This window comes from Tychonema sp. LEGE 06208 (genome assembly GCF_015207505.1).
Taxonomy (GTDB): Bacteria; Cyanobacteriota; Cyanobacteriia; order Cyanobacteriales; family Microcoleaceae; genus Microcoleus.
Genome location: NZ_JADEWT010000070.1, coordinates 1 through 25854, shown reverse-complemented (window position 1 = coordinate 25854; position 25854 = coordinate 1). Strand labels below are relative to the sequence as shown.

The following is a 25854-nucleotide window of genomic DNA, read 5'->3' as shown; positions in this document are numbered from 1 at the left end:
GCTGATCCAAGAATCCCCTCGCCTCGATAGCAGGGGAGTGTCAAGCTTCATATCGTTTCCGGTAGCATCGGAATGATTTAACCGCAGAGGGCGCAGAGAACACAGAGGAAGACAAGAGAGAGATGAATACAGAACGATGAAGCGCGGATTTGATCTGACTCGATTTTATAATTGGGATGCTACCGGATTTGATATCACGAGTTTTTGCAGAGGAAAGAAAGATTAGCTGCAGTAAGATGAGTTCGCGCGTGCGGACTTCAATCCGCTCCTTTTGACGGACTCGCATTCCGCACGCGCGATCCGTTTTTGTTATGGTAATCGATCGCACCCTAGGACTTCTCTGGGATGGCACGGGCATTTTGGCATCCCCAAAAATTAAATTTTAATCCAGAACAAATATTACCTTCCCATGCCACGATTCGGAGGCCCCTCGTCACGGACTGGTAAAGAAGTTGGCCTTACCTGTCGTTCCAAATACTTGCTCAAAGCGTAAGCGATATCCCCGCGAGTCATCGGCTTCAAAGGATTAATTTTATTGGTTCCAATATCAACATTCACAAACCCTTCATAAAGTGCAGTAGCCATAGACTTTCTAGCCCAACTAGGGATTTCCCCTGCATCTGGATACTTACTTAAAATCTCGCCAACAGTCGCGTCGGGAAACTGAAAAACACCGTAGGCTTGAGCAAAAATTGCCAAAGCTTCAGCACGAGTCACCCTTTGATTAGGGAAAAACATTCCGTCGCGATATCCGCTCATTGTTCCCGTTTTCAAAGCAGTTTGAATCGCACTGTAAGCCCAGTAACTCTTAGCTACGTCCGGCAATTCCATATCCGGTTTCTGAGCTGTTTTCCGCCGTTCCAAACCAAAGGTTTTTACTAAAATAACCGCCAAATCAGCGCGGCTGACAAGACCCTCAGCATTAAAATTGCCGCTAGGATCTTTATTCATCAATCCAGCACTAACAACCCGATCGATCGGGTCAATACTTTGTTGAGCTTGAACCACCGTTGGCACTCCTTGCGCTAGCGCGATCGCAAAAAAAACACACACTAACGTTTTCACTATTTTAATCCTTTGTGCTACGACTGAACGAAGTTCGACAACAGATTCGCTCCAGGGATTTAATGGATGCAGGGAAGATTCGTCCTGACTCGTACTGACTTGTACGGCACCGTCGAAGTAGCGTAGCCGAATTAAGACAAAAGAGGGCAGAGAGAAAATTCAAGTGTTCGCTTAACACCACTTAAAAATCAAAAAATTGCTTCCGGCAAAGCGCCCTGCATTTTACCCAACCAATCAATCAAATTATCCAACTGCTTTTGGGCAGTCAAAACCGCCATACCTCGAATAGTAACCTTCCCCTTGCTGTAGACAAAACGAGAGCGCAAATGTTCCGGCAAATTAGCTTTTAGCAAATTCCAAGCAGGCTCCTCCATCGGCGTTTCCAAAACAATGTGCTGCTTGTTCTCCGGTTTAATCCGAGAAAAACCGATTTGCTTGGCGATTTGTTTGAGTTCGACAATGCGGATCAGTTGCTGGGCCGGCAGAGGAATGGGCCCGTAACGATCGCACCAATCGGCCCGAATTTGCTGCAAATCTGCTGAATTATTAGCAGAAGCCACAGAGCGGTAAGCGCTCATCTTTTGATCCAAATCCCCAATATAATCAGCAGGAATAAACGCCGTCAAACTGAGGTCTATTTGTGTATCCTCAACCTTCGGAATTTCCTGACCTTTAATTTCGCGAATGGCCTCCTCTAACATTTCAGCATACAAATCAAAACCGATCGCCTCCATTTGACCGGACTGTTCGGTACCCAAAACATCACCAGATCCCCGAATTTCCATATCTCGGACAGCCAACTGATAGCCTGAACCCAACTGCGCGAACTCTTGAATTGCCCGCAACCTCTGCCTTGCAGCATCCGAAAGCTTATTCTGCTTCGGATAAAATAGCCAAGCATGAGCTTGAATCCCCGCGCGCCCCACCCGTCCCCGCAACTGGTAAAGCTGACCCAAACCAAACCGCTGCGCGTCTTCAATCAAAATAGTATTGACGCGGGGAATATCCAAACCAGACTCAATAATCGTCGTGCACACCAAAATATCGAACTGAGCGGCACTAAAAGTCAGCATGATAGATTCTAGTTCCGAAGCATCCATTTGACCGTGGGCGATCGCAATTCTCGCCCCCGGAACCATTGTTTGCAACGTATCCGCCAACTCATCAATCCCCTCAATCCGGGGCACAACATAAAAAACCTGACCGCCCCTGTCCAACTCTTGACGAATAGCAGTCCGCACAACTTCCAAATCGTAGGGCGCTAAATGAGTTTGAATCGGGCGGCGGCTTGGTGGCGGAGTCGCAATCAAACTCATCTCCCGAATCCCCGACAGCGACATATACAAAGTCCGGGGAATCGGAGTCGCAGTCAGAGTCAGCACATCAACTTCTGTTTTGAGGGCTTTAATCGCTTCCTTTTGCTTCACCCCAAACCGCTGTTCTTCGTCCACCACCAACAGGCCCAAATCGCGAAATTTAATCGCCTTGCTCAAAACAGCTTGAGTGCCAACAATCACGTCTAACTCCCCAGTGGCCAAGCGCTTGTGAATCTCCCGGCGCTCGGTTTCTGTGCGAAAGCGATTGAGCAAACCAACTTGGATCGGATAAGGCGAAAAACGCTCTGAGAGGGTGTGATAGTGCTGTTGGGTCAAAATCGTCGTCGGTGCGAGCAAAGCCACCTGCTTGCCCGCTGTAACCGCCTTAAAAATAGCTCTGAGAGCGACTTCCGTCTTGCCAAAACCGACATCGCCGCAGACCAGGCGATCCATCGGTCGATCGCCCTCCATGTCACGTTTCACATCAAAAGTAGCCTTCAACTGATCCGGCGTTGGCTGGTACGGAAAAGAATCCTCCAACTCTTGCTGCCAAGGCATATCGGGAGGAAAAGCATAACCTTGTTGTTTAGCTCTTTTAGCGTAAAGATTCAGCAAATCCACTGCCAATTTCTTAACAGCTTTGCGAACTTTTGTCTTAGTTTTTTCCCAAGTTTGACCTGTCAGCTTGTTGAGATCCGGTACTTTATCGCCTACAGTCCGAAACCTCGACAGCGCGCCCAACTGATCTGCAGCGACTCTGAGAGTACCATCAGCGTATTGCAGCACCAAATATTCACGAGTTTCGCGATCGATCGTCAAACGTTCCAACTTGAGAAACTTGCCAACTCCGTGCTGGCGGTGCACCACAAAATCCCCCGGACTCAGCTTGTGCGGGTCAACCTTTTTAGAAGCAGCGCGGCGGCGCTTGCGGACATAGCTAAAAGTTGCCAAAGAATGCTGGCCGTAGAATTCGCGATCGGTAATTAAAACAATCCGAAAAGTCGGCAGGATAAACCCTTCCAATTCAGCCAGCCCGTTGTATTTCAAAGCTACGGGAACGTGCTGCAACTGCAATTTGTCGATCGCCAAAAAGTCGCGCGGATTCACCACAAACTGAGCCGGACAGTCGTGTTCCGACAGCAGAGCAACAGAGCGGCTCGGTTGAGCCGAAACCATAAACACCGTAAAACCCCGATCGCGCTCTTCCCGGAGCATTTGAGAGAGTTTAGCAAATTGGTGAGGCATCACCGGCACAGGCCTGCTGGCCAAATTAATCGGAGGCGATAGCTGCTCGCCCCCTGCAGAAATTTTAATTTTTCGAGTAGCAGAATCTTCTGCCAATTCAGAAACTTCTAACCTGTAAAAAACAGCTACATCCGCCATCAATTCAGCAAAACTGCGGTGAATTTTGGGAACTTTCAAACTAGCAATTGGCAATCTTTCCGTTTCATCACTTACTGCTTCTGATTCCCGGTTGCAACTTTCCCACTGTTCCTGTGCGTTCTCGAACCAGCGGTCGCTGTGAGCTTCGCACCCGGCAGGTTCGTCAACCACAACTAAAGTATTTTCCGGCAAATAATCCAACAAAGATGCGGGTTTCTCGAAGGCCAAACCCAACAACCGCCTAATAACCTTATCTTCCCCTTCCTCTTTCTCTTCCTTAGCGCCCTTCGCGTCTTCGCGGTTCGTTTTTAAATTCCCGGTTTCGACTAAAACTGCTTTAATAATTGTGTTAAAATTAGTAGGAGTTAAAACTAATCGATCGACCTTATCGAGCGATCGCTGCGAAGACGGATCGAACTCGCGCATTTGTTCCAAATTATCCCCGAACCATTCGAGCCGCACCGGCAACTCCGCCGCCACCGGAAACACATCGACAATATCGCCCCGGCGGCTCCACTGGCCCTCAGTTTCTACCAAATTCACGCGATCGTATCCCATCGACGCCAGTTGGCGGTCAAGTATCTTGGAGTCTTGAACTTCGCCTCGCTTCAGCGTCAGACAGTAAGGCTCAAAAGCACTTCGAGGTGGCAAATGAGGCTGCAGGGATCTTTCTGTGGCGACAATGGCGATCGGCTTGGACTGATTGGCGGTTTTTTCTTGCTTGTCCACCAAATCCGCCAGCACCTGCATTTGTCCCCAAGTCATTTCGTTCTCGTCGGAGTAGGATAGCTCGTAGGGCGAAGCTTCGGAAGTCGGGTAAAAATGTACGGTTTGCCAGCCCATCGCTTCTAGAGAGGCTACCCAGCGCCCTGCTTCTTCCAGAGTTGCTGTCACGACTAATAGGTTTCGCTCTTCTTCCTGGGCGAGGGCGGAAGCTACCAAACCTTTAGGTAAGCGGGCTAGACCTGCCAATTGCAAGCAGTGATGCCGTTTGAGCTTGTTGAGAAGTTCTATTGCTAGGGGCGATCGCCCCAAAGTACGAATTATTGAAGAGAAAGTCATGGGCTGTTAGTTTTAATCCCCGATGGGCGAAGGCTCTTCCCCGCGGCCTGCTAAGTAAGTTCGATTGTACGACAAACATCTATCATTGTGGCGATCGGCTGTTGGCAGTGCCACTCAACTACAGGTAGATTTCTGCTAGAGGCTTTCTATAAAAATCTCGAACTTGCGATCGCAGCCAGCCAGTTCCGTTAATCTAGGGACAGGTCGATCGCCAAATCGAGATTGTCGATCTAGATTGACACAGATCCCAGATTGTGGATTCAATTCAATCTAAAATCTAAAATCGACTAACCCGGCAGTGCGCTTCGCCTTTACCACCGATAATTTGAGAAATGTCCCCAAGTACCGACCTTCTGATTGTTCTCCTGCTGGTTTTCCTCAATGGCGTGTTTGTGATGTCAGAGATGGCCATCATCTCAGTACGGAAGGTGAGACTGCAACAGATGGCAAACCAGGGTTCGCTCAATGCCCGTGTAGCGCTGGATCTGGCTAATGCCCCCAATCAGTTCTTGCCGACTGTTCAAATCGGGATTACGCTGCTGGCTATCCTGTCCGGCGCTTTCGGAGAAACGACGATTGCTAAAAGAGTAGAGCCTCTGTTGCGCTTGATTCCGGCTTTGGAACCCTACTCAGGGGCGATCGCCTCAGTCATCGCAATTTTAACCATAACTTATCTCACCATAATTATTGGCGAACTCGTGCCGAAGCGCCTCGCCCTCAACAACCCCGAGCCGATCGCCTCCAGTGTCGCTATTCCGATGCGAATGCTGTCCAAAATTGGCGCTCCCGCCGTTTATGTTTTAAGTTATTCCACTGACTTAATCTTGCGGATTATGGGGATTGTGCCTTCCACAGAACCGCAAGTTACAGAGGAAGAAATTAAAGTTTTAATAGAGCAAGGCACCGAGGCCGGAACTTTTGAAGAAGCCGAACAAGACATGGTAGAAAGAGTCTTTCGTTTGGGCGATCGGCGAGTCAGCGCCTTAATGACTCCGCGGCCCGATCTTACTTGGCTCGACCTCGACGACTCAGTAGAAGAAAACCGCCAAAAAATGCTCGGCAGCGGTCATTCTCGGTTTCCTGTTTGTCAGGGCGGACTCGATAATGTTGTCGGTTTAGTACACGTTACCGATATGCTGTCTCGCACTTTGACCGGTCAACCCCTCGATTTAAGTGCTTCTTTACGCAGGCCTTTATTTGTGCCTGAAAGCACGCGCGGTTTAAAAGTATTAGAGCTTTTTAAGCAATCTAGCAATCAAATTGCCTTGGTGGTTGACGAATACGGAGTCATTCAAGGATTGGTGACAGTTAACGACATTTTAGTCGAACTCGTTGGCGACTTTCCTTCAATAGAAGATGCCGACGAACCCCAAGCAGTTCAGCGCGAGGACGGTTCTTGGCTGTTAGACGGAATGCTCCCGGTTGAAGATTTCTTTGAATTATTTGGAATTGATGAAATATCGTCAGAAAATAGGGGTAGCTACCACACAATGGGCGGTTTTGTGATTACAAATTTGGGGAAAATTCCGACAGCAGCGGAGCATTTTGAGTGGAACGGTTTGCGCGTCGAAGTGGTGGATATGGACGGCAACCGAGTTGATAAGATATTGGTAATGCCGATCGACTCTGTGGGCGATCGGGCTAAAACCGAAGCAAATACCTAAAATTTGCGATCGGCGGTAGGGTGCGTCGCTATCGATAATCCTCAACAAAGAGCGACTATTTCGAGCGACGCACCTGTTATTTTCAACGATGGAGGAAACAACCAGGACGTTCACTGGGCCCATTTTTTTTCTTCAGCAAGCTTTTTTATCAATAGTATCAGGTGCGTCGCTACTCGAAAAGTCGATCGACCTTGAGGATTTTTCATAGCGACGCACCCTACGACTACTCAAGAAAATAACTAATAACTAATGACTAATGACTAATGACTTCTTACAAAAATGAGATGCTTTCCTACTTCTTCTTACTCCTAGCCTCATTTTTCTGCAAATATTCCAGAATAGAACGGCCCACATAATTGCTAAAGATCGCCTGTCCAGCTTGATTGTAATGACAGCAGCTATCTACATAAACAACATCTTTAGTCTTGTCGAACACCTTGACCCCATTGAAAATAGTGATATTATTTTTTTGTAAATTAGGAAACTTACTCAAAAGAACCGGATAGCCAATTTCCACAGCCTTAGCATAAGGAGTATCCTTGTTAAAAGCAATCTGCTTTTCAGCTTCACCAAACACCCTTTTTGTCTGATAATATTGATTGGGCTGGAGAACCTGAAAATACGGCACATTGCTAGCAGACAGAACTTTGTGCATAAAAATTGAACTTTTTGCCCACTGCGATGCAATTTGTTCAAAAGCTGCTGAATCCTCTAAAACAGACTTATTAGTATTCATATAAATAACGCTACCGCTGTCATCTTTTTGGGGTTTAGTCCGTTCCTTCTCAAAGGCGATCGTATCTTTGCGATAATTGTTGACTAAACTTTGAACGTAAACAGAAATCAAAGCATCGCACGCAGCCAAAGAACAGTGTTCCAAACTTTCCAACCCCTGATTAATCTTAGTTTTAGTTTCTTGAATTCTCAGAGTTGTTTTCATAGCTTTTACAGAAAGACTATTATTCGCTAACTGAGTCAGTGGCATAAGGTGTTGGATACTTGGCATCGCCAGGTCGATTTTATTTTTATTGTTCAGATTAGAAAGTGCTACTTCATTAAATCCATCTATATTCACAACCATATCTAATTCTTGACCTAAGGCCAAAAAATAGTTTAAAATCAATAACTGTTGCGGCTGTTTGTAGCCTCCCGTAGCAAAAGACAAAATTACAAATTCTTTATCCTTTAAACCGGGAAGTTGCTTGAGGTATTGAGGTAAAATTTTATTTTGAACTTCAAATATTCCATAATTAGAAGCCACAGAACCGCCAAAAACTCCAATGATAAATTGATTGGGCTTGGTTTTTTTGAACGGATAATCGTAGGGAGACATAAACCCGTAATTGTTAACTTTAAAACCGGGGCGAAAATCGGGGCCAGGTTTTTCAATAAATCCAAAAAAAGGATGCAGCCTGACTATAATAGACTGATTCAGCCGCACTCCTTCTAAATTTATTCCTAAGGCCGACTTATCTTGCACATTCGATCTAGTATAGAAAAATTGCTTGTGCTTGAGAAAATACCATCCCAGCGAACCGAGTTCCACGAAAACAAGTAAAAGCGCCAAGTTAATCGCAGCAATTTTGAGAATTTCTGGGATTTTTTTAATCAACTTAAAATCTTTCATATATCTATTTTGACTCTCTTACTACTTTAATCATTGAACTGGAAACATAGTCTGCCAATACTTCCTCTCCTACTGAATTGTAGTGGCAGCAGCCATCTTTGTAAACTGTTTCTTTGGTATTGTCCAAAATATTCACGGCGTTAAAAACATTAACCCCAGCTTTTTGCAAATCATCGATTTTAGACAACAGTACGGGATAACCTTTTCTCACCCCTTCAATGTAAGGACTATTCTTGTCGATCGCAATTTCGTCCTCCTTGGCGGTAAAGATTCGTTTAGTTTGATAATATTGGTTGGGCTGAATAAAGTGAAAATACTTAATCTTTCTACTTGATAAAATTTGATTCATCGCGATCGACGATTCGTACCAAATCGATGCTATTTCATTAAAAGCAGCAGCATCCGGCAAAACAAAGTCAGCTTTGGGAAGGTATACTATACCGCTATTTTCCGTGTTTTGGTTGGATTGTTTGACTTGCCGGTCATACTTGACAAGGGCTTTCTGGTAATTGTTGACTAATTGTTTCACTCTCAGCGAGGTAATAGCGTGACACAAAGCAATCTGACAAGTTTGCAAGTTGTCAATACCTGCTTTCAACTGTTTTTTAGTTTCGCTAATTTGCACGATCGAACTCATCGCTTCCGGCGACAAGTTGTTGTTGGCTAAACTCGTCAGCGGCTTGACGTGTTGAACGCTGGGCATTCCTATTTCTAATCCGGCTTTGTTGTTTAAATTTGACAGTGCTACTTCGTTAAAACCGTCAATATTGATGACTAAATCTAAATCTTGACCCAAGGCCAGAAAGTAATTTAAAATCAATAATTGTTGGGGTTGTTTGTAGCCACCGTTACAGAAATTCAAAATGACAATTTCTTTGTTGGCGAATTCTGGATAACTCTTTAACTTTTGAGAAAATCTTTTGGTGACGTATTCATCTACGGCAAAGTTGTTAGCAACAGAACCGCCGAAAATTCCTACAATCAATTGATTCTTATTAGTTTTAATAAACGGATATTCGTAGAGGGAATAAAAGCCTTCTTTGTTGACTTTTAATTTTAATTTTTCATTGGGAAAAGCACCTTGTTTGAGCACGTAGCCAAAAAACGGGTGCAGTCTTTCTACGATAGATTCATCTAGTCTAATTCCGAGCCTTTCAATGTCTTCTGCTACTTTTTCTTTGCCTTTGGTTCTGGTATAAAAAAACTGTTTTTGATTGACAAAATAAAAAGCTAGCGACAAAGCTTCCAGACAAATAAAAGCGATCGCCAAATTAACAGCGATTAAAGTTAATATATTTTTGCCTTTTTTGAACGAAGTTGAGTCTTTCATGTAATTTGACTGATTACGGTTGTTGTTTGGGGGCTTGAGACTGCTTCAAGTTTTCGCACAAATTGCGAGCAATCAAAATACTAGCAAGCCTGTGCCCGAGTTCATTCCAGTGACCCCCACAGGGTACAGAATTCTCAAAACCGTGGGCGCACACTTGAAATTTTTCAGTATAACCTTGAAACTGTTCGGATAAATTCAGTACCCGAAAACCTTCGCGCGCGCCCAATTTTTTTAGCCGCTTATCGGGATAAAACAAATCCTGAATTTTGTTTTTTCTCATAAAATTTTTTCGCCTCTGGGCATCCCGTTCAACTTGTATCGGATCGCCGATTGTCACAAGTAAGAAATCAGCATTTTTCTGCACGACTTCATTGCGAATCTCCACAATCAAACCTTCTGTTACCTTCCAGGCATCTTGCCAAGCTGCATCTTGAGGTGGAAGGAAGTTTTTGGTACTCAAACCGGAAAAATCTGCCGATAACTGCAGCTTTTTCTGGTCTAAATCAATTTTTTTGATGACTTGCAAAATGCGCGAATTGTTGACCAGAAAACTGGGCAATTTGTCTACGAATGAAATTGCTCTTGCGTTGCGGTCTATCGGTGCTAAATTGCGAAAAGACATATCCGGTACTAACTTGCCGCTAGCATTATACGCAAAAAATGGTCGATATTGGTCGTATTCTAGTTTGGGGGAATTGTTAATTACATCGTTGCCAATAAAAAATGCAAGAATTACAATATCAGGATTGTAATCCCACACTTTTTTTCGCAGCATTATCAATTCTTGAGCATTACCGTAACCCTGCACGCCGAAATTGATAACTTCAACATTTTTGCGTCCCTTAACAGCCTCGCAGTTGCCTAGCTTTCGTTCCAATTTCGACCAGAAAGTTTGTTCGACTGGTACGTGAATTGCTTCGGTGAAAGAATCGCCCAAAACTGCGATTCTGAGGGTATTGGGAGGTTTGGCTTTTGTGTGTTCGCGATCGCGCAAACCCTCACTATTCACCTGCACAAAACTCTCACCTTCGCCCTTCCACTCCCCGGATACACCGGGTTTGAGCTTCCAGCCCAAATCGGGATCGGCAGTGTGGAAACGAGTTGGCGCGGAGTCTACGAAAGCTCCAATTTTGGGGTAGCCCTCAACTCCCGCAACTCGCAATCCAACTTCACCAATTACCACCCCCATGAATAAACTACCGAGTATCAAACCTAAGTTGACACCCAAATTTTTCACTTTGCTCATTCTTTCAAAACAGCGTGTAAATAAACGGAGCAATCACAGAACCATGACTCAATACAATCAAAGCTCCCAAAAATACTAAAGTCACAATTAAGGGTATCAGCCAATATTTTTGGCGTTCTCTCATAAACGCCCACAAATCTTTGAGAAAGTCTAAAGTTGCTTCAAACACTTAGAAAGGACGCTCCATACTAACTTTGGTTCTTGCTTTGCTTGGGATGCGGTAGGTATCCATTTTCGGATTTAGTTTGCGCCGCATTGCATCTTCGCCAAACAGGTTTTTGATAACTCCCATCGGCCAAACTATCAGGTAAAAAACTATCCCTAGGACGATCGGCGTTTCGATCTTGTTGAGGAGCAGTCCAAACCGCATCCATGCGTGATAAACGGGATTCAGGGATTTTGGTGCAACCAATGCTAGCGCGACTAGCACTGCACCGACAGCCCAGGGCCACCAAGGTATAGAATGCCGCCGCAGTAAAGGTACTGCTAAACCGAACAGCAGTGCAATTAAGCCGCCAATTAGCAGCCCGAAATCGCGCAGGCCTTTTTGATCTAGTTGTTTAATTTCGTCGCTCATTAGAAATGGGGAATGGGGAATGGGGAATGGGGAATTGGGCTCTAGCGTTGCGGAGGGATGGGGAATTGGGCATCGGGCATCGGGCATCAGCCAAACAGGTCATTGGCCCGCGCAGACCCGCGCAGGGCATTAGGAATTGGGCAAACAGGCCCGCGCAGGGAATAGGAACTAACCAATAACCAATAACCAATAACCAATAACCACTAACTAATGACTACTGACTGCTGACTACTGACTGCTGACTAATGACTGATGACTGATGACTAATAACTAATCTAGTTCAAATTCATTTTTCCAAGCATCATCTTGTTTCCAAGGAATTTGTTCTGATTTAGGAATCAAGTAATTCTCTAAAACCAGATAGTCCATTTCGGTTCGCATGAAACAGCGGTAAGCATCTTCGGGAGTACAAACAATGGGTTCGCCTCGGACGTTGAAGGAAGTATTTACCAGAATCGAACAGCCCGATCGCTCTTCAAAATGGCTGATTAAGTCATAGTACCGAGGATTGGTTTCTTTGTGAACTGTTTGGATGCGAGCCGAGTAATCTACGTGGGTAACAGACGGAATTTCCGATCGCGGAATGTTGAGCTTGTCAATGCCAAACAACTGCTCTTGTTCGGGAGTCATGGGAATGCGGAGACTGGCTTTGACCGGTGCTACCAATAGCATATAAGGGCTAGAGTGGTCAATCTCGAAATAATCCGCAACTCTTTCGGCTAAAATTGATGGTGCAAAAGGTCGAAATGATTCCCGATATTTAATTTTCAGGTTCATCACAGACTGCATTTTAGCATTGCGCGGATCGCCAATAATCGATCGCCCGCCCAGAGCTCGCGGCCCAAATTCCATCCGCCCCTGGAACCATCCGACGACATTTCCCTGTGCCAAAATTTCCGCCAACTGTGGCATCAATTCGGCATCGTCCAATCGGTGATAACTAGCTTTGACAGCATCTAAATATTCAAGAATTTCTGCGTCAGTAAACCTTGGCCCCAAATAGGAACCGCGCATTTTGTCGTGACAAGTTAAATGAGCCACCGACTTCGCCACTGTTGCGACAGCTTGGCTTGCAGTGAGGACTTCAGTCCTCTCCTCCCCACTGGTAGTAAGGACTTCAGTCCTCTCCGGCTTAATATTATTATTTACTGCGAGTAACTCGTCGCCCACAGTACGAGTTTGTTCGCAATACTGATACCAAATCGCCAAAGCCGCGCCCAAAGCACCCCCAGCATCTCCCGCTGCTGGTTGAATCCAAATATCTTTGAAAATATTTTCCCGCAAAAGTCTGCCGTTAGCCACGCAGTTGAGAGCAACGCCGCCTGCGAGACAAAGATAATCGACATCCAATTCTTTTTTAACTGTTCTGCAAAGCCGCAAAACAACTTCTTCGGTAACAACTTGAATGGAAGCTGCAATGTCCATTTCCCGCTGAGTCAGTTGTCCTTCACCTTGACGCGGCGGCCCTTCAAACAGTTCGTCAAACTTCTTATTTGTCATGGTTAAGCCAACTGTGTAGTTGAAATAATCCATGTTTAAACGGAAAGTTCCGTCATCTTTGAGATCCATCAAATGGGTGAGAATTTTGTCTACATACTTGGGTTCGCCGTAGGGCGCTAAACCCATGAGTTTGTATTCGCCAGAGTTTACTTTGAAGCCTGTGTAGTAGGTGAAAGCTGAATAAAGCAAACCCAAGGAATGGGGAAAATCGATTTCCCACTGAGGTGTAAGTTCGTTGCCGTCTCCCAACCAAACCGAGGTTGTTGCCCACTCGCCTACGCCGTCGAGGCACAAAACGGCGGCTTTTTGGAATGGGCTGGGGAAAAATGCTGAGGCTGCGTGGGATTGGTGGTGCTCGGTAAATAGCAGAGATGGCAGTTTATTGGTTTTGCAGTTGCCTATTTCTGCGAGATCTCTTTTGAGCATGGTTTTGAGGTAAAGCTTTTCTTTCAGCCATATGGGCATGGCGGCTAGGAAAGAGCGAAAACCTTGGGGTGCGTAGGCTAAGTAGGTTTCGAGAAGGCGCTCGAATTTGACTAATGGTTTGTCGTAAAAGACTATGCGATCGACTTCCCGCAATTCTATGTTCGCTTCTTTTAGGCAATAGGCGATCGCATTCTTGGGAAATCTGGCGTCGTGCTTTTTGCGGGAAAATCTTTCTTCCTGCGCTGCGGCGATAATTTCTCCATCGCAAATTAAGGCTGCGGCGCTGTCATGGTAGTACGCCGAGATTCCAAGTATGTTCATCGCTCTCCTTACAAATCGCTATGCGCTCGTATCTGAGTATTTAGAATAGCTAATGATTATAGCTTTAGTGGTGCTGATTTGGAATTGACTTTTGCGATCGCCTCCAATTTTACTTAAATTTTACCGAAATAAATCTCGGGGCGCGGCCCTCAACCGTCTCACACCAGCCAGCTAGCGCCTGCGAATCCTGCGCCCCCAAGCTCTCAAGTAAGTGGCCGCGGGGAATTGATAAAATTCGCCTACCAACCACAGCACTATGCCTAAATGGGACAAAAAGGCTAAACCAGTCCAAGCTGCGGGCAGCCACGACAAGCGGCTGCCGGGAACCGGGGGAAAATAGTAAGCTGAAAGTCCGAGCAAGGTTGTGGGAAGGAAGATGAGACCGATCGCTGCAGCAAAATAAGGCCATCCGAATTCTACGCCTTCGAGGTGTGCTCCTATCCATTTTTTGCCGTTCCAGTGCCAAGTTACGGGCGGCTGGCGATCGGCCATTTTGAGCGATTGCCTTTCTTCGCTGGCGGTAAAAATGTGCTGGCAGAAGTTGCAAGCTAGGGCTTCCATCATCGGCATCGTAGCAATTTCACCGGTGCGACAGACGGGACAGGGATATGTATCTTGAGAGTTGAAAGGTCTGGTTGATTTTTTGAAACTTTGCATGGATCGGGCGGTTTGTCAAGATATTGAGCGATCTTAACAGAGTACAGAAATTGTATGTTGCGTGAATTTTTTTTGTAAGTCGCAGAATATTTGATAGTTGGGTGGGGGCGGGTTTTGCCTGTAGATTGTTCGTGATTTCAGAGACAGCTACAGAATGATTGATCCTAATAATGACCGAATAATGACCGAAAGATAATTTTAGTGTGCAGTGTATCTTATGTCTCTAAAATCTATCATGACTATAGCCTTTCAAGCGAAAGATGAGGTATGCCGAGGTATGCTGCAACCCTTACATAGTCAAGCTTTTTATGGCAAAACTGGTACCTCACCTTTTAGAGAAAGGCTATAATGACTAATCGCTACCCAACGCACTTAGTGGTTAGCAATTCCATCGCATCGGAAATAAAACACGACCCGCCAAACTTATTTAGCACGGGTCTAATATGTTCTGCAACTGCCGATATTTTATCGGGCTCGCAAAAAGCCAGTACGTAAATATTATCCAGCATTGTCATTGCTAAATCGCGCGATCGAGTACCCCTGGTGCTTTTGCCTGCGACACCCCTAATCACTGAATAACCGGGAACGCCAGCTTTTTCTAAACCGTCTAAAATCTTTGGAAGTTCCACCGAGTTCGCAATAATTTCTATCCTTTTAACTGTCTCCATCGGTTCACCTCCAAAATATATTGATTGCGTATAGATACGTGGGAATGCCTACAATGATGTTAAACGGAAACGTCACTGCTAAGGCTGTTGAAATGTAAAGGCTCGGGTTAGCTTCGGGAACCGTCAGCCGCATTGCTGCCGGTACTGCGATGTAAGAAGCACTCGCGCACAATACTGAAAACAGCAGGCTATTTCCCTCGCCCATTCCGATTGATTTTGCTATGACTAAACCAATTCCTGCGTTAGCGATGGGAATGAGGATTGCAAAGCAGATTAGAAAAATTCCTGCTTCTTGCAAATCTTGAATTCTGCTCGCGGCAACCAAGCCCATGTCTAACAAGAAAAAAGTCAGAACGCCATAAAACAAATCTTGAGTAAAGGGACTTAAAACTTCCCAGCCGTGTTCTCCTGTCAGTATCCCCATAATTAGGCTGCCAATTAGCAGAAATACTGAACTGTTTAGAAAGGCTTCTTTGATCACTTCTGACCAAACTATTTCTCGCTTTTCTTCTTCGCCGCCGAATACGCTGACGAGAATTAGGCCGACGATAATTGCTGGGGATTCCATTAATGCTAGCGCTGCTACCATGTAACCGTCAAAGTCGATGCCCTGTGCTGTGAGGAAGGAGGTTGCGGTGATAAAGGTGACGGCGCTGATGGAACCGTAGGTGGCTGCGATCGCCGCAGCATTGTAGGAGTCGAGTTTAATTCTCAGTATAAAGAAAGTATAAACTGGTACGAGGGCAGACATCAACATTGCTGCCAAAATTGTCAGGGCGACTTGCTGGTCAATGCCGCTTTTGGACAGTTCGACGCCGCCTTTAAATCCGATCGCAAACAGCAGATACAGGGAAAACAGTTTGGGGATGGGGGCGGGAATTTCTAAATCGGATTTGAGAAAAATTGCTGCCATTCCCATGAAAAAAGCTAAAACTGGTGGATTTAAGATATTTGACGCTACTAGACTCAAATCCACGATCGTTAACTCCCATTTTTGATTTTTTTAATATTGTTTCACCCATAATTGTTGCACGAGAAGCGATCGATGGCGCGATCGAACCTTTGACTCCGAAAGCTCGATCGGACTAAATACGGCTGCGGGTGTGCAGTAGACACCCGCAGCCGTTGTAGGGTATGCAGCACACACCCGCAGCCGTTGTTTTTTAACTCACTAAGCCACTGCCAAGTAAGATTCTAGGGCTTCGGAATCGCCGATCAACTTGCCGTCGATAAATACTTGCGGCACTGTTGTAGCACCAGTAACGGCCCGGAGCGATCGGGTTGTGATGTCTTGGCCGAGGACGATTTCTTCATAATCCAAGCCCTTTTCAGTCAGCATGGCCTTAGCCTTAGCGCAGAAGGGACAGCCTACTTTTGTAAACACCGAAACCACCTTCGGCTTGGTTGCTGAAGAGTTGATGTACTTGAGCATCGTCTCAGCATCGGACACCTTGAAAGGATCGCCCGGTTCCTCCGGTTCAATAAACATTTTCTCAACCAAACCATCTTTGACCAGCATCGAATAGCGCCAAGACCGCTTTCCAAAGCCTAAATCTGTTTTATCTACCAGCATTCCCATGCCTTCAGTAAACTCACCGTTACCGTCGGGAATTAACGTCACATTGTTTGCTTCTTGGTCTTTTGCCCATTCGTTCATCACAAAGGTGTCATTGACGGACATACAAACGATTTCATCTACGCCATTTTCTTTGAAAACCTTCGCCAATTCGTTGTAACCGGGGAGGTGCGTTGAGGAACAAGTGGGAGTAAATGCTCCCGGTAGCGAGAACACCGCTACGGTTTTGCCTGCAAACAAGTCATCGGTGGTGACATCCACCCATTCGTTGTCTTTGCGAGTGCGAAAGGTGACTTTGGGTACTCTTTGACCTTCTTTGTTAGGCAGCATAATTTTGAATCCTTGGGTATTTGGGTTAAATTGCTTCGTTCATCATAGCGTACTCATAACGAGTATGACTTGTCAATGGGGGCGGGTTTTTTCTTGGGACTGCGGAGCGCGAGTCAGTTGCTCGTCTTTGCGACAGCTTGGCGATCGAGCAGATTTAAAACTTGCTGTTTAGGGCGATCCCATAGCTGCAAGCTTCGCTAACGCAAATTCTGTCTCCATGCCTTTGCTGCTGCTAGCGGATGAGGATTTTTGACACATTCTGTCAACAGCTCGATATCAAGTTCCGGTAGCAATTCGCTGTTTGTGATTAATTCATAACCGCAGTTTGACACAAACTCAACCGGAATCTCTTCTCGCAAATGGTAGATCGAAAATCTCTCATTTCGCCAGAACCAAACCTCTCGCACATTCAACCTTCTATAGAGTTCTAGTTTATTGATGCTGCCACTGGTAACAATCACTTCAATTACCAAGTCGGGAAATTCTTTATCTGTGCCAATACAGTAAGCTTCATCCGGTTCCGTACCGCCACTTTTTTCCTCTTGCCGCAGAGTTGTAGAGCCAAAAGGGAAATATTCAATATCAGCTTCTACAAAATAAATTTCCAGCAGATTTCCAATGCGAGTTTTACCATTTTCATGGCGGCGAGAAGGTGACATAATTTCTAAAACTCCATCTAAATAAGTAACTCGATATCCCGCAGCATCTCCAATCCGATTTACCAGTGTCTCGTATTCTTCCCAGTTCACCGTATCCGTGATGTAGCGCTCTTCGGGATCTTGGCGTTGGAGTGCTTGTTCTTTAAGTAATGTATCTAGCTCGATTGTCAGCATTAGTATTACCTCATTACAAGTTGTTCTAATTTTAGCAGACGGCGGTTGAAACCAGGTTTACACAAACTTTCGTGAGCCGGACGCAGTGTAAAGAGAATAACCGAACTTTAATCACCTTTTATTCAACCGGCGTCGGCAGGTTTTGTTCGTATCCACGCGGTTTCAACCGCCGTGTTATCTTATTCCCAATCAAACTTTCTCCCCAAATACTCCTCTAATTCCTGATTGTAAGGTTTAAAATAATCGCTCAAGCAGCAGCGAACCGACTCATTTACTCGCGGATAAAAACCAGGATTAGCATTTTGATATTCAGGTAATTGATATTCCGGCAAATCTAAAAATTCTAAAACTTGCTGAACAGTCGCCGCCGCCTTTGCATAAAAATCTTCACTTTTCAAAATTAACAACTGTTCTCTGGGAAAGCAAGCCAGCCAATTTTTAATAAATTCTATATACCTACCGCGAGCTAAATAATTCCCCGGTTCTTCGCCGATGATGTATTCTGGATTTTGATTCAACCGTTCAATTTCATCGCTAATTGCCCGATCGAGCGATCGCCCTTCCCAATTCAAGCCCTTTAAGCGGTAGAAATGAGAAATCGCGCGATCGACCGGATTTCGCAACAGCACAATCAGCTTAGCCTCTGGAAACGCGCTGTAGAGACGTTTCGGCGCTTCCCGACAGTCAAAATAACTTGGACTAGCCTCACCCGTCACAAACTCGCCTCCCTCCGGCATTTGCGGGAAATGAGCCAAATACCAATCAATTCCCCTGTGAAAATGCCACGAGAAAAAATCCATCTCCTTTTTAATCGGAGTCAGAATTTGCGGGTGTTGAGCTAAATAAGTGTACAGAGAAGTCGTGCCGCACCGCTGAGAACCTATAATTATAAAATTAGGAAATTTAACTTTATCTGTTGTTTTTGTAAGAGGCAAATTGCCTGTATTTTTAAGTAGAGCAGATGCCAAAGTTTGTTTGTAACTAGCAGTTTGATAACAATCAATCGCCTCAGCAATTTTGTCTTGTCTCGTCAAAACTTCCCCCAAATTCAAATAAGGCCAAAAAGCCTCCGGTTGAGCTTCCACAACTTCGCGGCACAACTTCTCAACTTCATCCAGCTTGTTTTGCTCAACCAAAACTTCCCACAAATTGTAATAAAACCACCAAGGATTATCGGGATTTATTTGGATTGCTTGCAAAAATGCCGCCGCCGCTTCCTCCCCATATTTTTGCTGGCTCAAAACCGCACCTAAATTGTAATATGACCAGCAATCATCGGGTTTTTGGGCGACTGTGGCGCGGGCGGAGGCTAAAGTGCTAACGTACTTTTCTTGCTGCTGTAACAACTCCTCTAATGCCACTGACAGTTCTGCACAACTCGGAGCGTATGTCAAGAGAAGTTGGTAAAAAATAATTGCGCTTTTTGGGCGATCGTACTTTCCTAAATTTTTTCCTAACTGCAAATAAAACTTCCAATTTTCCGGTGTAATTTGCAATTGACACTGTTCTAATACTAACTTTAAATCTGACTTGGTTTGTCCGAGAACATACCCCAATTTATCATAAATTCCCGGCAAACTTCCGTCAATTTCCACAGCTTTTAAATACGCAGCAATAGCTTCATCCCACTGTTTGAGTTGAGTTAAAGCATCGCCCAAATTGCAGAAAGACCAAGCAAAATCCGAGTTGAGAGCAATCTCGCAGCGGTAAGCCACAGCAGCCTCTTCCCATTCCCGAAGTTTCAGCAAAGCATCGCCCAAATTGTGATAAGACCACGAAAAATCGGGATTTAACTCAACAGCTTTTTTGTACGCGCAGACAGCATCCTCCCATTGTTCGAGTTTCAGCAAAACATCGCCCAGATTGTGATAAGACCAAGAAAAATCAGGATGTAACTCAACAGCTTGTTTGTAAGCAGCAACAGCCTCATCAAACCGACCGCTTTCTTGCAGGGAATTACCCAAATTATGGTACTCATTATTCATGCAAAACTCCTGCCAAACTGATTAACTTCTCCAAAGATTGCACATCCACGCGCATATCTTTATGTCCCAAATATTTATGAGTTCCATCATCAACCAAATCACCAATTAAATAGTAATGTTCCAACTCGCACAAATTGCTGATAGTCCAAAAACAAGTTGGTACATAAATCGGAGAAAAAATCTCAATTACTTTAGTTCCCGGAGTGCAAAAAACTAAATTAGTCAATCCCCCTCCGTGAGGTGCAACAACAACTTTAGCAGCAGCCAAACACGCTGCTTGTTCTGGTATCGACATCGTTTCCAGATTGACACTGTGAAACCCAAACTTTTCTAAACAGCCGACAACCTCTTCCTCATTGACAATTCGCCTGTATGATGCTTTTTCGCGGCTGATATAAATTCTTTCTGAATAATCTGTTTTTAGCGGTGGCCGATCATTTAAAAATAGTTGTTTCAGATATTCGCACTTCCATTTAGAGGTTCCAGAAGCACCCTCGCAAATTGAGGGAACTATTAATTTATCCGCTGTCAAGTGAGGGTGGTAGCGACTTTCTACAATTTTTTGTGGTGGAATTCCTAAAATATTTAAAGTTTCTTTTTCATAGGCCGTGTCGCAAGCGTTGATAACAAATTTATCTATGGTTTCTATCAATCCGCTGCGCTGCAAAAGATGGAACCGCGTCACCACGTCAAACATCCAATGAAAATAGGCTGCTGCTCCCCAGCGAGCAGATAGAAAAGCCACATTTCCCTGGACGTGTTCGATGGGAGTCAATTTGTCGGAAGTTATGACTAATTCTGGACAACCGGTGGAAATATCGACAACAAGTTTATTGTCTGAAGTAATGGCACAGCTAGTCCCAATATCTGCCCAAGCTCGTCCGTTTGGTATGACAGCAACAAAAGTTTTTTTTGTATAATAAGTAGTATCTTCCCAGCATTTTTTGTTGCTGTCGATTGTTGTGGAATCGGATAAAATAATTTGACTTGCGGGATAGATGTCAATGCAATTAATGTTCGGATCTAAATCTGCTGCAATTGCCAAATCCTCGGTAAATCCACAGTATTTTTTGATTACATTTAACGGCAACATTTTATAGCCAAATTTTATGATATCGGCTTCATCAACTTCTCCTTGTTGTTCCAGAGCATACCCTATATTATCGTAAGCTTCAAACAAATCGGGTTGAATTTGCAGGGCTTGAACTAAATTAATGATTGCAGGTTCCCAGTGCTGTTTTACAATTAAACTCAAACCCAATCCTTCGTAACACCAACAGGATTTTGGATCGAGATTTATGCCTTTTTCGTAAATGGCGATCGCCCTTTCCAATTCCCCTTGATTCCGCAGCGCATCGCCCAACTTTTTGTACAGCCAACTCTCATTGGGTTCTAGCTCAACAGCACGGCCAAAAGCCACCGCTGCTTCCGGCCAATTTTCTTGTTTTTCTAGAACTTCGCCCAAACTATTGTACAGCCAACAATCATCGGGATTTAATTCAATAGCTTTGCGGTAAGCATCCGTCGCCTCTTCCCAATTTTCTAGTGCAACCAAAGCCTTACCTAATCTCTCGTAAGACCAACAAAAATCGGGATTCAGTTCAACTAACTTGTGGTAACTAACAGCAGCGTTTTCCCACTCAGAAAGCTCCATCAGCGCATCGCCTAAATTATTGTAACTCCAACAAAAATCGGGATTTAATTCAATCGCTTTGTGGTAAGCAGCAGCGGCTTCGCTGTATTGCTCGATCGCCTGTAAAGTTTCCCCCAAAAAGTGGTAAGCCCAACTAAAATTAGGGTTAAGCGCGATCGCCCTTCGGTAAGCGGCCCCAGCTTCCTCAAACAAATCTTTTGCTTGCAAAGCTTTACCCAACTTGTGGTGAGTCAAGTAATTCTCAGACTTAATTTTGATAGCTGTTTGATAGCGGGCGATCGCCTCATCCAAATAACCCGTATTTGCCGCAATATCCCCCAACTTTTCCCAACCCAGAGACAACATAATTTGCTCTTCGCCCAATTTTTGATTGTCCGTTTTTTTGACAATCAGTTGATAGCCTTTGTGTACTACTTCTAACTGACTGCTAAACATCTCCAAAAAAACATCGATTCCAATTTTAGTATCTTGCTCCGGGCTATCGGGAAAAGTAAACTCGTAATCGTCAAAAATCATCAATCCGCCAACTTTTACCAACCTCCAAGATAAAATCGCATCTTGCAAAGCGCTGGTGGGTTTGTGACAGCCGTCAACGTAAGCAATATCGTAAAATTCTGAATCCAAATTTACTAACAAATCTTGAGAGTAACCTTCTAATTCAATTACTTTCTCGGCGACTCCTGTTTGAGCAATATTACCCTTAAAATGTTGCTGAAAATACAAATCAATACAAGTAATTTTTGCCGTCGGATTAGTTAAAATATTATCCAGCAGCCAGCAAGCCGACATTCCTTGAAAACTGCCGATTTCCACAACTTGAAAATCAGCAATTCCGGTAAACTGCTGCAAATGCCGTTTCCAAATAGGAATATTGTGGGTAAACCAATCTTGGGTAAATTGATAATTTTTCGCCGCACATTCTGGCCAACCTCTCAATTCACTGGCTTTTTGGTGGCAAATAATTGCTTCGGCCAATTCTCCTAATTGCGGTAGAATATTGCCTAAATCATTGTAAGCCTTAGAGTTGCTCGGATCGATTGCGATTTGGTGGCGGTAAGCAGCGATTTCTGCGTACAATTCCTGTTGTTTCGCCCGCACTTCCTGAAGTTTGGCGACAACTTCCGCAGCATTGGGATCGATTTTGATGGCCATGCTATAAAATACGATCGCACCTTCCAACTGCTTCTGTTTCGCTAAACTGTTGCCTAAATTTATAAAAAATTCCGCTCCATCCAACTCAATTCCCAGCAATTTGTGGTAAATTTTCCCGCTAGCAAGTGGCTCAATATCTTGACAGTAAACTGCGATTGTGCTATCTAAATCAGAGTCGCTGCGCTGCCGCAAAACATATCCCAATCTCTGATTGATTCCCGTCAAATTCGGTTCGAGTTGAATGGCGTGGAGGTAAGCGCTAACAGCTTCATCCCAGGATTTCTCGCAGGTTAAAGCAATTCCCAAATTGCAGTAAAACCAAGGAATATCTGGATTGATAGCAATGGCTTGGCGGTAACAACTAATAGCTTCTTCCCACTGTTGTTTTTGAGCCAAAGCTTCGCCTAAAGAATTGTGCGCCCAATAGGAATTATGATTAAGTTCCAGAGTCTGACGGTAACATTTAATTGCGGCATCAAACTCGCGTTTCTGCGCCCAAACATTGCCCAAACCAAGGTAAGCACGGGCGTAATTCGGATTGATTTCGAGGCTTTTGCGGTAACAGGCGATCGCCCGATCGCATTCTCCTCGCTCAGCCCAAGTTTTGCCCAAACTGTGGTAAGATTCAAAAGAATCTGGATTGATGGCAATGGCTTGACGGTAATTGGCGATCGCCTCATCCCACCGCTTCTGACCTACCAGCATTTCCCCCAAATTGTGATAAGCTGTTGCCAGTTGCGGGTTTAACTCAATTGCCCGCGAATAACTTTCGATCGCTTGTGGAAAATTGCCCAATTCAACTAAACTATTTCCCAGGGTGACGTACTCGTCAGCAGTTGCCCAATTCGGCTCGATTTTAAAAGCTTGATACCAACACTCAGTCGCCTTTTCTCGCTTCTCCAACTGCGTCCAAACTTTCGCCAACTGTCGGTAAGCAGCAGCAAAATTTGGCGCTAGGGCGATCGCTTTTTCACAACTGGCGATCGCCTTTTCCCACTGTTTCGCCTGAGAATACAAAATGCCTAAATTAGCGTAAACTTCCGGCAAATTTGGATTGCGATCCAGCGCCGATTCATACCACTGCTTAGCTTGTTCAATTTCACCTCGCACCTGCATCACCTTTCCCAGCGTCTGACAAGCATCAGCGAAATTCGGTTCAATTTTCAGCGCAGACTCGCAAGCAGCAATCGCCTCATTAAATCTTCCTTCAGCTAAATGAACTTCTGCTTGCCGATTCAAATCAACCGCTGCTTTTTGCATCTTCTCAATCGAGGGCATAATTAAATTTACTCCACGCGCCAGCTAACCCAAACCAACCACTTCAACCATTCTTTTGAGCGAACTCAAGTTCACCAAAATATCCTCAGTCAGTGAATTTTGATACATTAACTGTCTAATAGGATAGCATTCAAAAGCCTCGCCCGCCAAGTAATAATGATTTAACTTCAAATGTTGACTAATTCCCCAGTAATAATGGCTGATATAGTGAGGCGACACCAACTCAATTACTTTAGTTCCCTGCCGACAAAAAATCGTATTAGTTAAGCCGCTACCGTGGGCGGCAACTATCACATCCGCAGCCTCAAAATGAGCAATTTGTTCTACCAAAGACATCGATTCAGGGAAGATAGAAACAAAGCCATATTGTTCCAAAATCTCAACCACATTTTCCTCGTTCAAAACTCGGCGATACCTTGCTTTGTGACGGCTGATATAAATGCGTTTTGGATAACTCGAACCTGGGATAATTTTCGTGAGAAACTCCCGCCTCAAAAAATCCATCGCCCACCCAGGCGGCCAGCCCAAATATCCCGCAAAAGAAGGTACAATTAACTCTGTTGCTTGAAGGTGAGGCAGGCGATCGCTCTCCAAAACCTTTGCTTCGGGAATGCCCAGAATTTCGAGACTTTCCCGCTGAAATTGGTGCTGACAACTATTCACCAAAAACCAATCAATCTCTGCCAAATCCCTACCGCTTTGCCGCAGCAATTCAATTCGCGGCAAAACGTCCACCATCCAGTGAAAATAGACATTTCCCGACAAGCCAGAAAGCACCGCCACCACGCCCTCAATTTGTTTTAAACCTGGAAAAGATTCTAAGTCAAAAACGCTATGTTTTCTCACATCATGCTTGTCGCATCCCGGCAACAAATCAGGATAATCTCTCGACACATCAGCCAACAAATAATTATCGGGAGTAATGACAGCGATCGCCTTAGAAATCAGCCAATAATTTTGCTGCGGCACAATCCAAACTCGCCCGTGGGGAATCTGTGCCACAAAAGTTTTTGGCGCATCTACAGGTATCGGTTTCGAGTTAGACAAACGGCAAACTCCCCAACCGAGATGCACCGGATCGAACCACTTAGAAATTCGCTGCAGACACAGCCCGCAAGTCAAACCGCCACAATCGGAATTTGCCAATTGGGAATGAGCAATTGGCAATTGGGAATTAGCCAAAACTTCGGCGTTTGCTGTCTGGGCTTCCCAAACTATTTCTACATAATTCCCAGCATCCAATTTGGCATTAACCAACCAATCCCAAGTCGATAGATAAATACCGTGAGGAAGTGCGATCGCACTTGTTGCTATTGCCAGAGAGTTCCCTGTTTGCGATAGTTGAGTATACCCGCAGCTTTGCAATTCTAAAACTTTTTGATAATAGTCGATCGCCCGTTGCCAGCGCCCCTGTTTTTCCAGGACTTTTGCCAACTCTACATAAACCTGCGGTAGAGCTGGTTGAACCGTCAAAGCCATGTGGTAAACTGCAATGGCCGCAGTCAGGCGCTTTTGCTGTACCAAGCAATTGCCCAGCCGCCAGTAAAGTTCTGGATTTTTCGGATTAATTTGCAAAGCTTTTTGATAATAAGCCGCGGCAGATTCAGCACCGCCGTACTCTGTTAAAGCGTTGCCCAAATGCAGGTAAATTGCTGCTAAATTATCGCAAATTTCAGCAATTGGTAATTGGACATCGGGCATCGGCCAAACAGGGCAATTGGGCATTGGGCGTTGGGCATTGGGCATTGGGCGTTGGGCATTGGGCATTGGTAAGGGGGAATCGGTAATTAATCTTCCCTCTTCCCTCTTCCCTCTTCCCTCTTCCTTCTTCCCTCTTCCTTCTTCCGACGGACTTACATCCGTTACATCCGTTACATCCGCTACATAATCCGTTGCCGAACTTCCCTCTTCCCTCTTCCCTCTTCCCTCTTCCTTCTTCCCTCTTCCTTCTTCCGACGGACTTACATCCGTTACATCCGTTACATCCGCTACATAATCCGTTGCCGAACTTCCCTCTTCCCTCTTCCCTCTTCCCTCTTCCTTCTTCCCTCTTCCTTCTTCCGACGGACTTACATCCGTTACATCCGTTACATCCGCTACATAATCCGTTGCCGAACTTCCCTCTTCCCTCTTCCCTCTTCCCTCTTCCTTCTTCCCTCTTCCTTCTTCCGACGGACTTACATCCGTTACATCCGTTACATCCG

18 protein-coding genes are annotated in these 25854 nt (G+C 45.0%); 1 reads left to right on the top strand and 17 read right to left on the bottom strand.

What is annotated here, in order from left to right; translation table 11 throughout:
- Positions 1-399: 399 nt before the first annotated feature.
- Both IQ263_RS18305 and mfd read right to left on the bottom strand, forming a co-directional pair.
- Entirely contained in the window at positions 400-1065 is a 666-nt protein-coding gene (locus IQ263_RS18305; RefSeq protein ID WP_194069001.1) for an S-layer homology domain-containing protein, read from the bottom strand.
- 188 nt (positions 1066-1253) lie between these two features.
- Positions 1254-4826 (bottom strand): transcription-repair coupling factor, encoded by a 3573-nt coding sequence (mfd, locus tag IQ263_RS18300; protein WP_194068999.1) that lies wholly within the window; start codon positions 4824-4826, stop codon positions 1254-1256.
- Positions 4827-5158: 332 nt separating this feature from the next.
- On the opposite strand from mfd, the gene IQ263_RS18295 reads away from it, so the two are divergent.
- Positions 5159-6490: a hemolysin family protein gene (locus IQ263_RS18295; RefSeq protein ID WP_194068996.1), complete on the top strand. Its 1332-nt coding sequence runs from the start codon at positions 5159-5161 to the stop codon at positions 6488-6490.
- 292 nt (positions 6491-6782) lie between these two features.
- On the opposite strand, the gene IQ263_RS18290 is transcribed toward IQ263_RS18295, so the two are convergent.
- From IQ263_RS18290 to IQ263_RS18220, 15 genes are all read right to left on the bottom strand, one after another.
- Positions 6783-8117 (bottom strand): hypothetical protein, encoded by a 1335-nt coding sequence (locus tag IQ263_RS18290; protein WP_194068993.1) that lies wholly within the window; start codon positions 8115-8117, stop codon positions 6783-6785.
- A 4-nt stretch (positions 8118-8121) separates the two neighbouring features.
- Entirely contained in the window at positions 8122-9447 is a 1326-nt protein-coding gene (locus tag IQ263_RS18285; RefSeq protein WP_194068991.1) for a hypothetical protein, read from the bottom strand.
- 13 nt (positions 9448-9460) lie between these two features.
- Positions 9461-10693, bottom strand: coding sequence for an SGNH/GDSL hydrolase family protein (locus tag IQ263_RS18280; protein ID WP_194068989.1), 1233 nt, complete (start codon positions 10691-10693; stop codon positions 9461-9463).
- Between the two features lie 4 nt (positions 10694-10697).
- Positions 10698-10862 carry a DUF5989 family protein gene (locus tag IQ263_RS18275; protein WP_194068987.1) on the bottom strand — a complete coding sequence of 55 codons (165 nt, stop codon included), beginning with the start codon at positions 10860-10862 and terminating at the stop codon, positions 10698-10700.
- Positions 10863-11270, bottom strand: a complete 408-nt coding sequence (locus tag IQ263_RS18270; protein WP_194010756.1) for an SxtJ family membrane protein — start codon at positions 11268-11270, stop codon at positions 10863-10865.
- A gap of 270 nt (positions 11271-11540) precedes the next feature.
- A complete protein-coding gene (locus tag IQ263_RS18265) occupies positions 11541-13517 on the bottom strand; it encodes a carbamoyltransferase family protein (protein ID WP_194068985.1) in 1977 nt (658 codons plus the stop codon).
- Positions 13518-13688: 171 nt separating this feature from the next.
- A complete protein-coding gene (locus tag IQ263_RS18260) occupies positions 13689-14174 on the bottom strand; it encodes a hypothetical protein (protein WP_194068983.1) in 486 nt (161 codons plus the stop codon).
- 359 nt (positions 14175-14533) lie between these two features.
- Positions 14534-14842 (bottom strand): P-II family nitrogen regulator, encoded by a 309-nt coding sequence (locus IQ263_RS18255; RefSeq protein WP_194068981.1) that lies wholly within the window; start codon positions 14840-14842, stop codon positions 14534-14536.
- Positions 14843-14846: 4 nt separating this feature from the next.
- Complete coding sequence (locus tag IQ263_RS18250; protein WP_194068979.1) at positions 14847-15818, bottom strand: sodium-dependent bicarbonate transport family permease; 972 nt, start codon at positions 15816-15818, stop codon at positions 14847-14849.
- A 27-nt stretch (positions 15819-15845) separates the two neighbouring features.
- On the bottom strand, positions 15846-15989 hold the full coding sequence (locus IQ263_RS18245) for a hypothetical protein (protein ID WP_194068977.1): 144 nt from the start codon (positions 15987-15989) through the stop codon (positions 15846-15848).
- 24 nt (positions 15990-16013) lie between these two features.
- Entirely contained in the window at positions 16014-16748 is a 735-nt protein-coding gene (locus IQ263_RS18240; protein ID WP_194068975.1) for a glutathione peroxidase, read from the bottom strand.
- A gap of 197 nt (positions 16749-16945) precedes the next feature.
- Positions 16946-17581, bottom strand: coding sequence for a Uma2 family endonuclease (locus IQ263_RS18235; RefSeq protein ID WP_194068973.1), 636 nt, complete (start codon positions 17579-17581; stop codon positions 16946-16948).
- 179 nt (positions 17582-17760) lie between these two features.
- Entirely contained in the window at positions 17761-19566 is a 1806-nt protein-coding gene (locus tag IQ263_RS18230; RefSeq protein ID WP_194068971.1) for a tetratricopeptide repeat-containing sulfotransferase family protein, read from the bottom strand.
- The gene (locus IQ263_RS18225) at positions 19559-23650 is read right to left on the bottom strand and encodes a tetratricopeptide repeat protein (protein ID WP_194068969.1); all 4092 of its coding nucleotides are present in this window, start codon (positions 23648-23650) and stop codon (positions 19559-19561) included. Before IQ263_RS18225 ends, IQ263_RS18230 begins: the two co-directional genes overlap by 8 nt.
- Before the next feature lie 24 nt (positions 23651-23674).
- Positions 23675-25854, bottom strand: a 2180-nt coding sequence (locus tag IQ263_RS18220) for a glycosyltransferase 61 family protein (RefSeq protein ID WP_228050160.1), incomplete at its 5' end; no start/stop codon positions are given.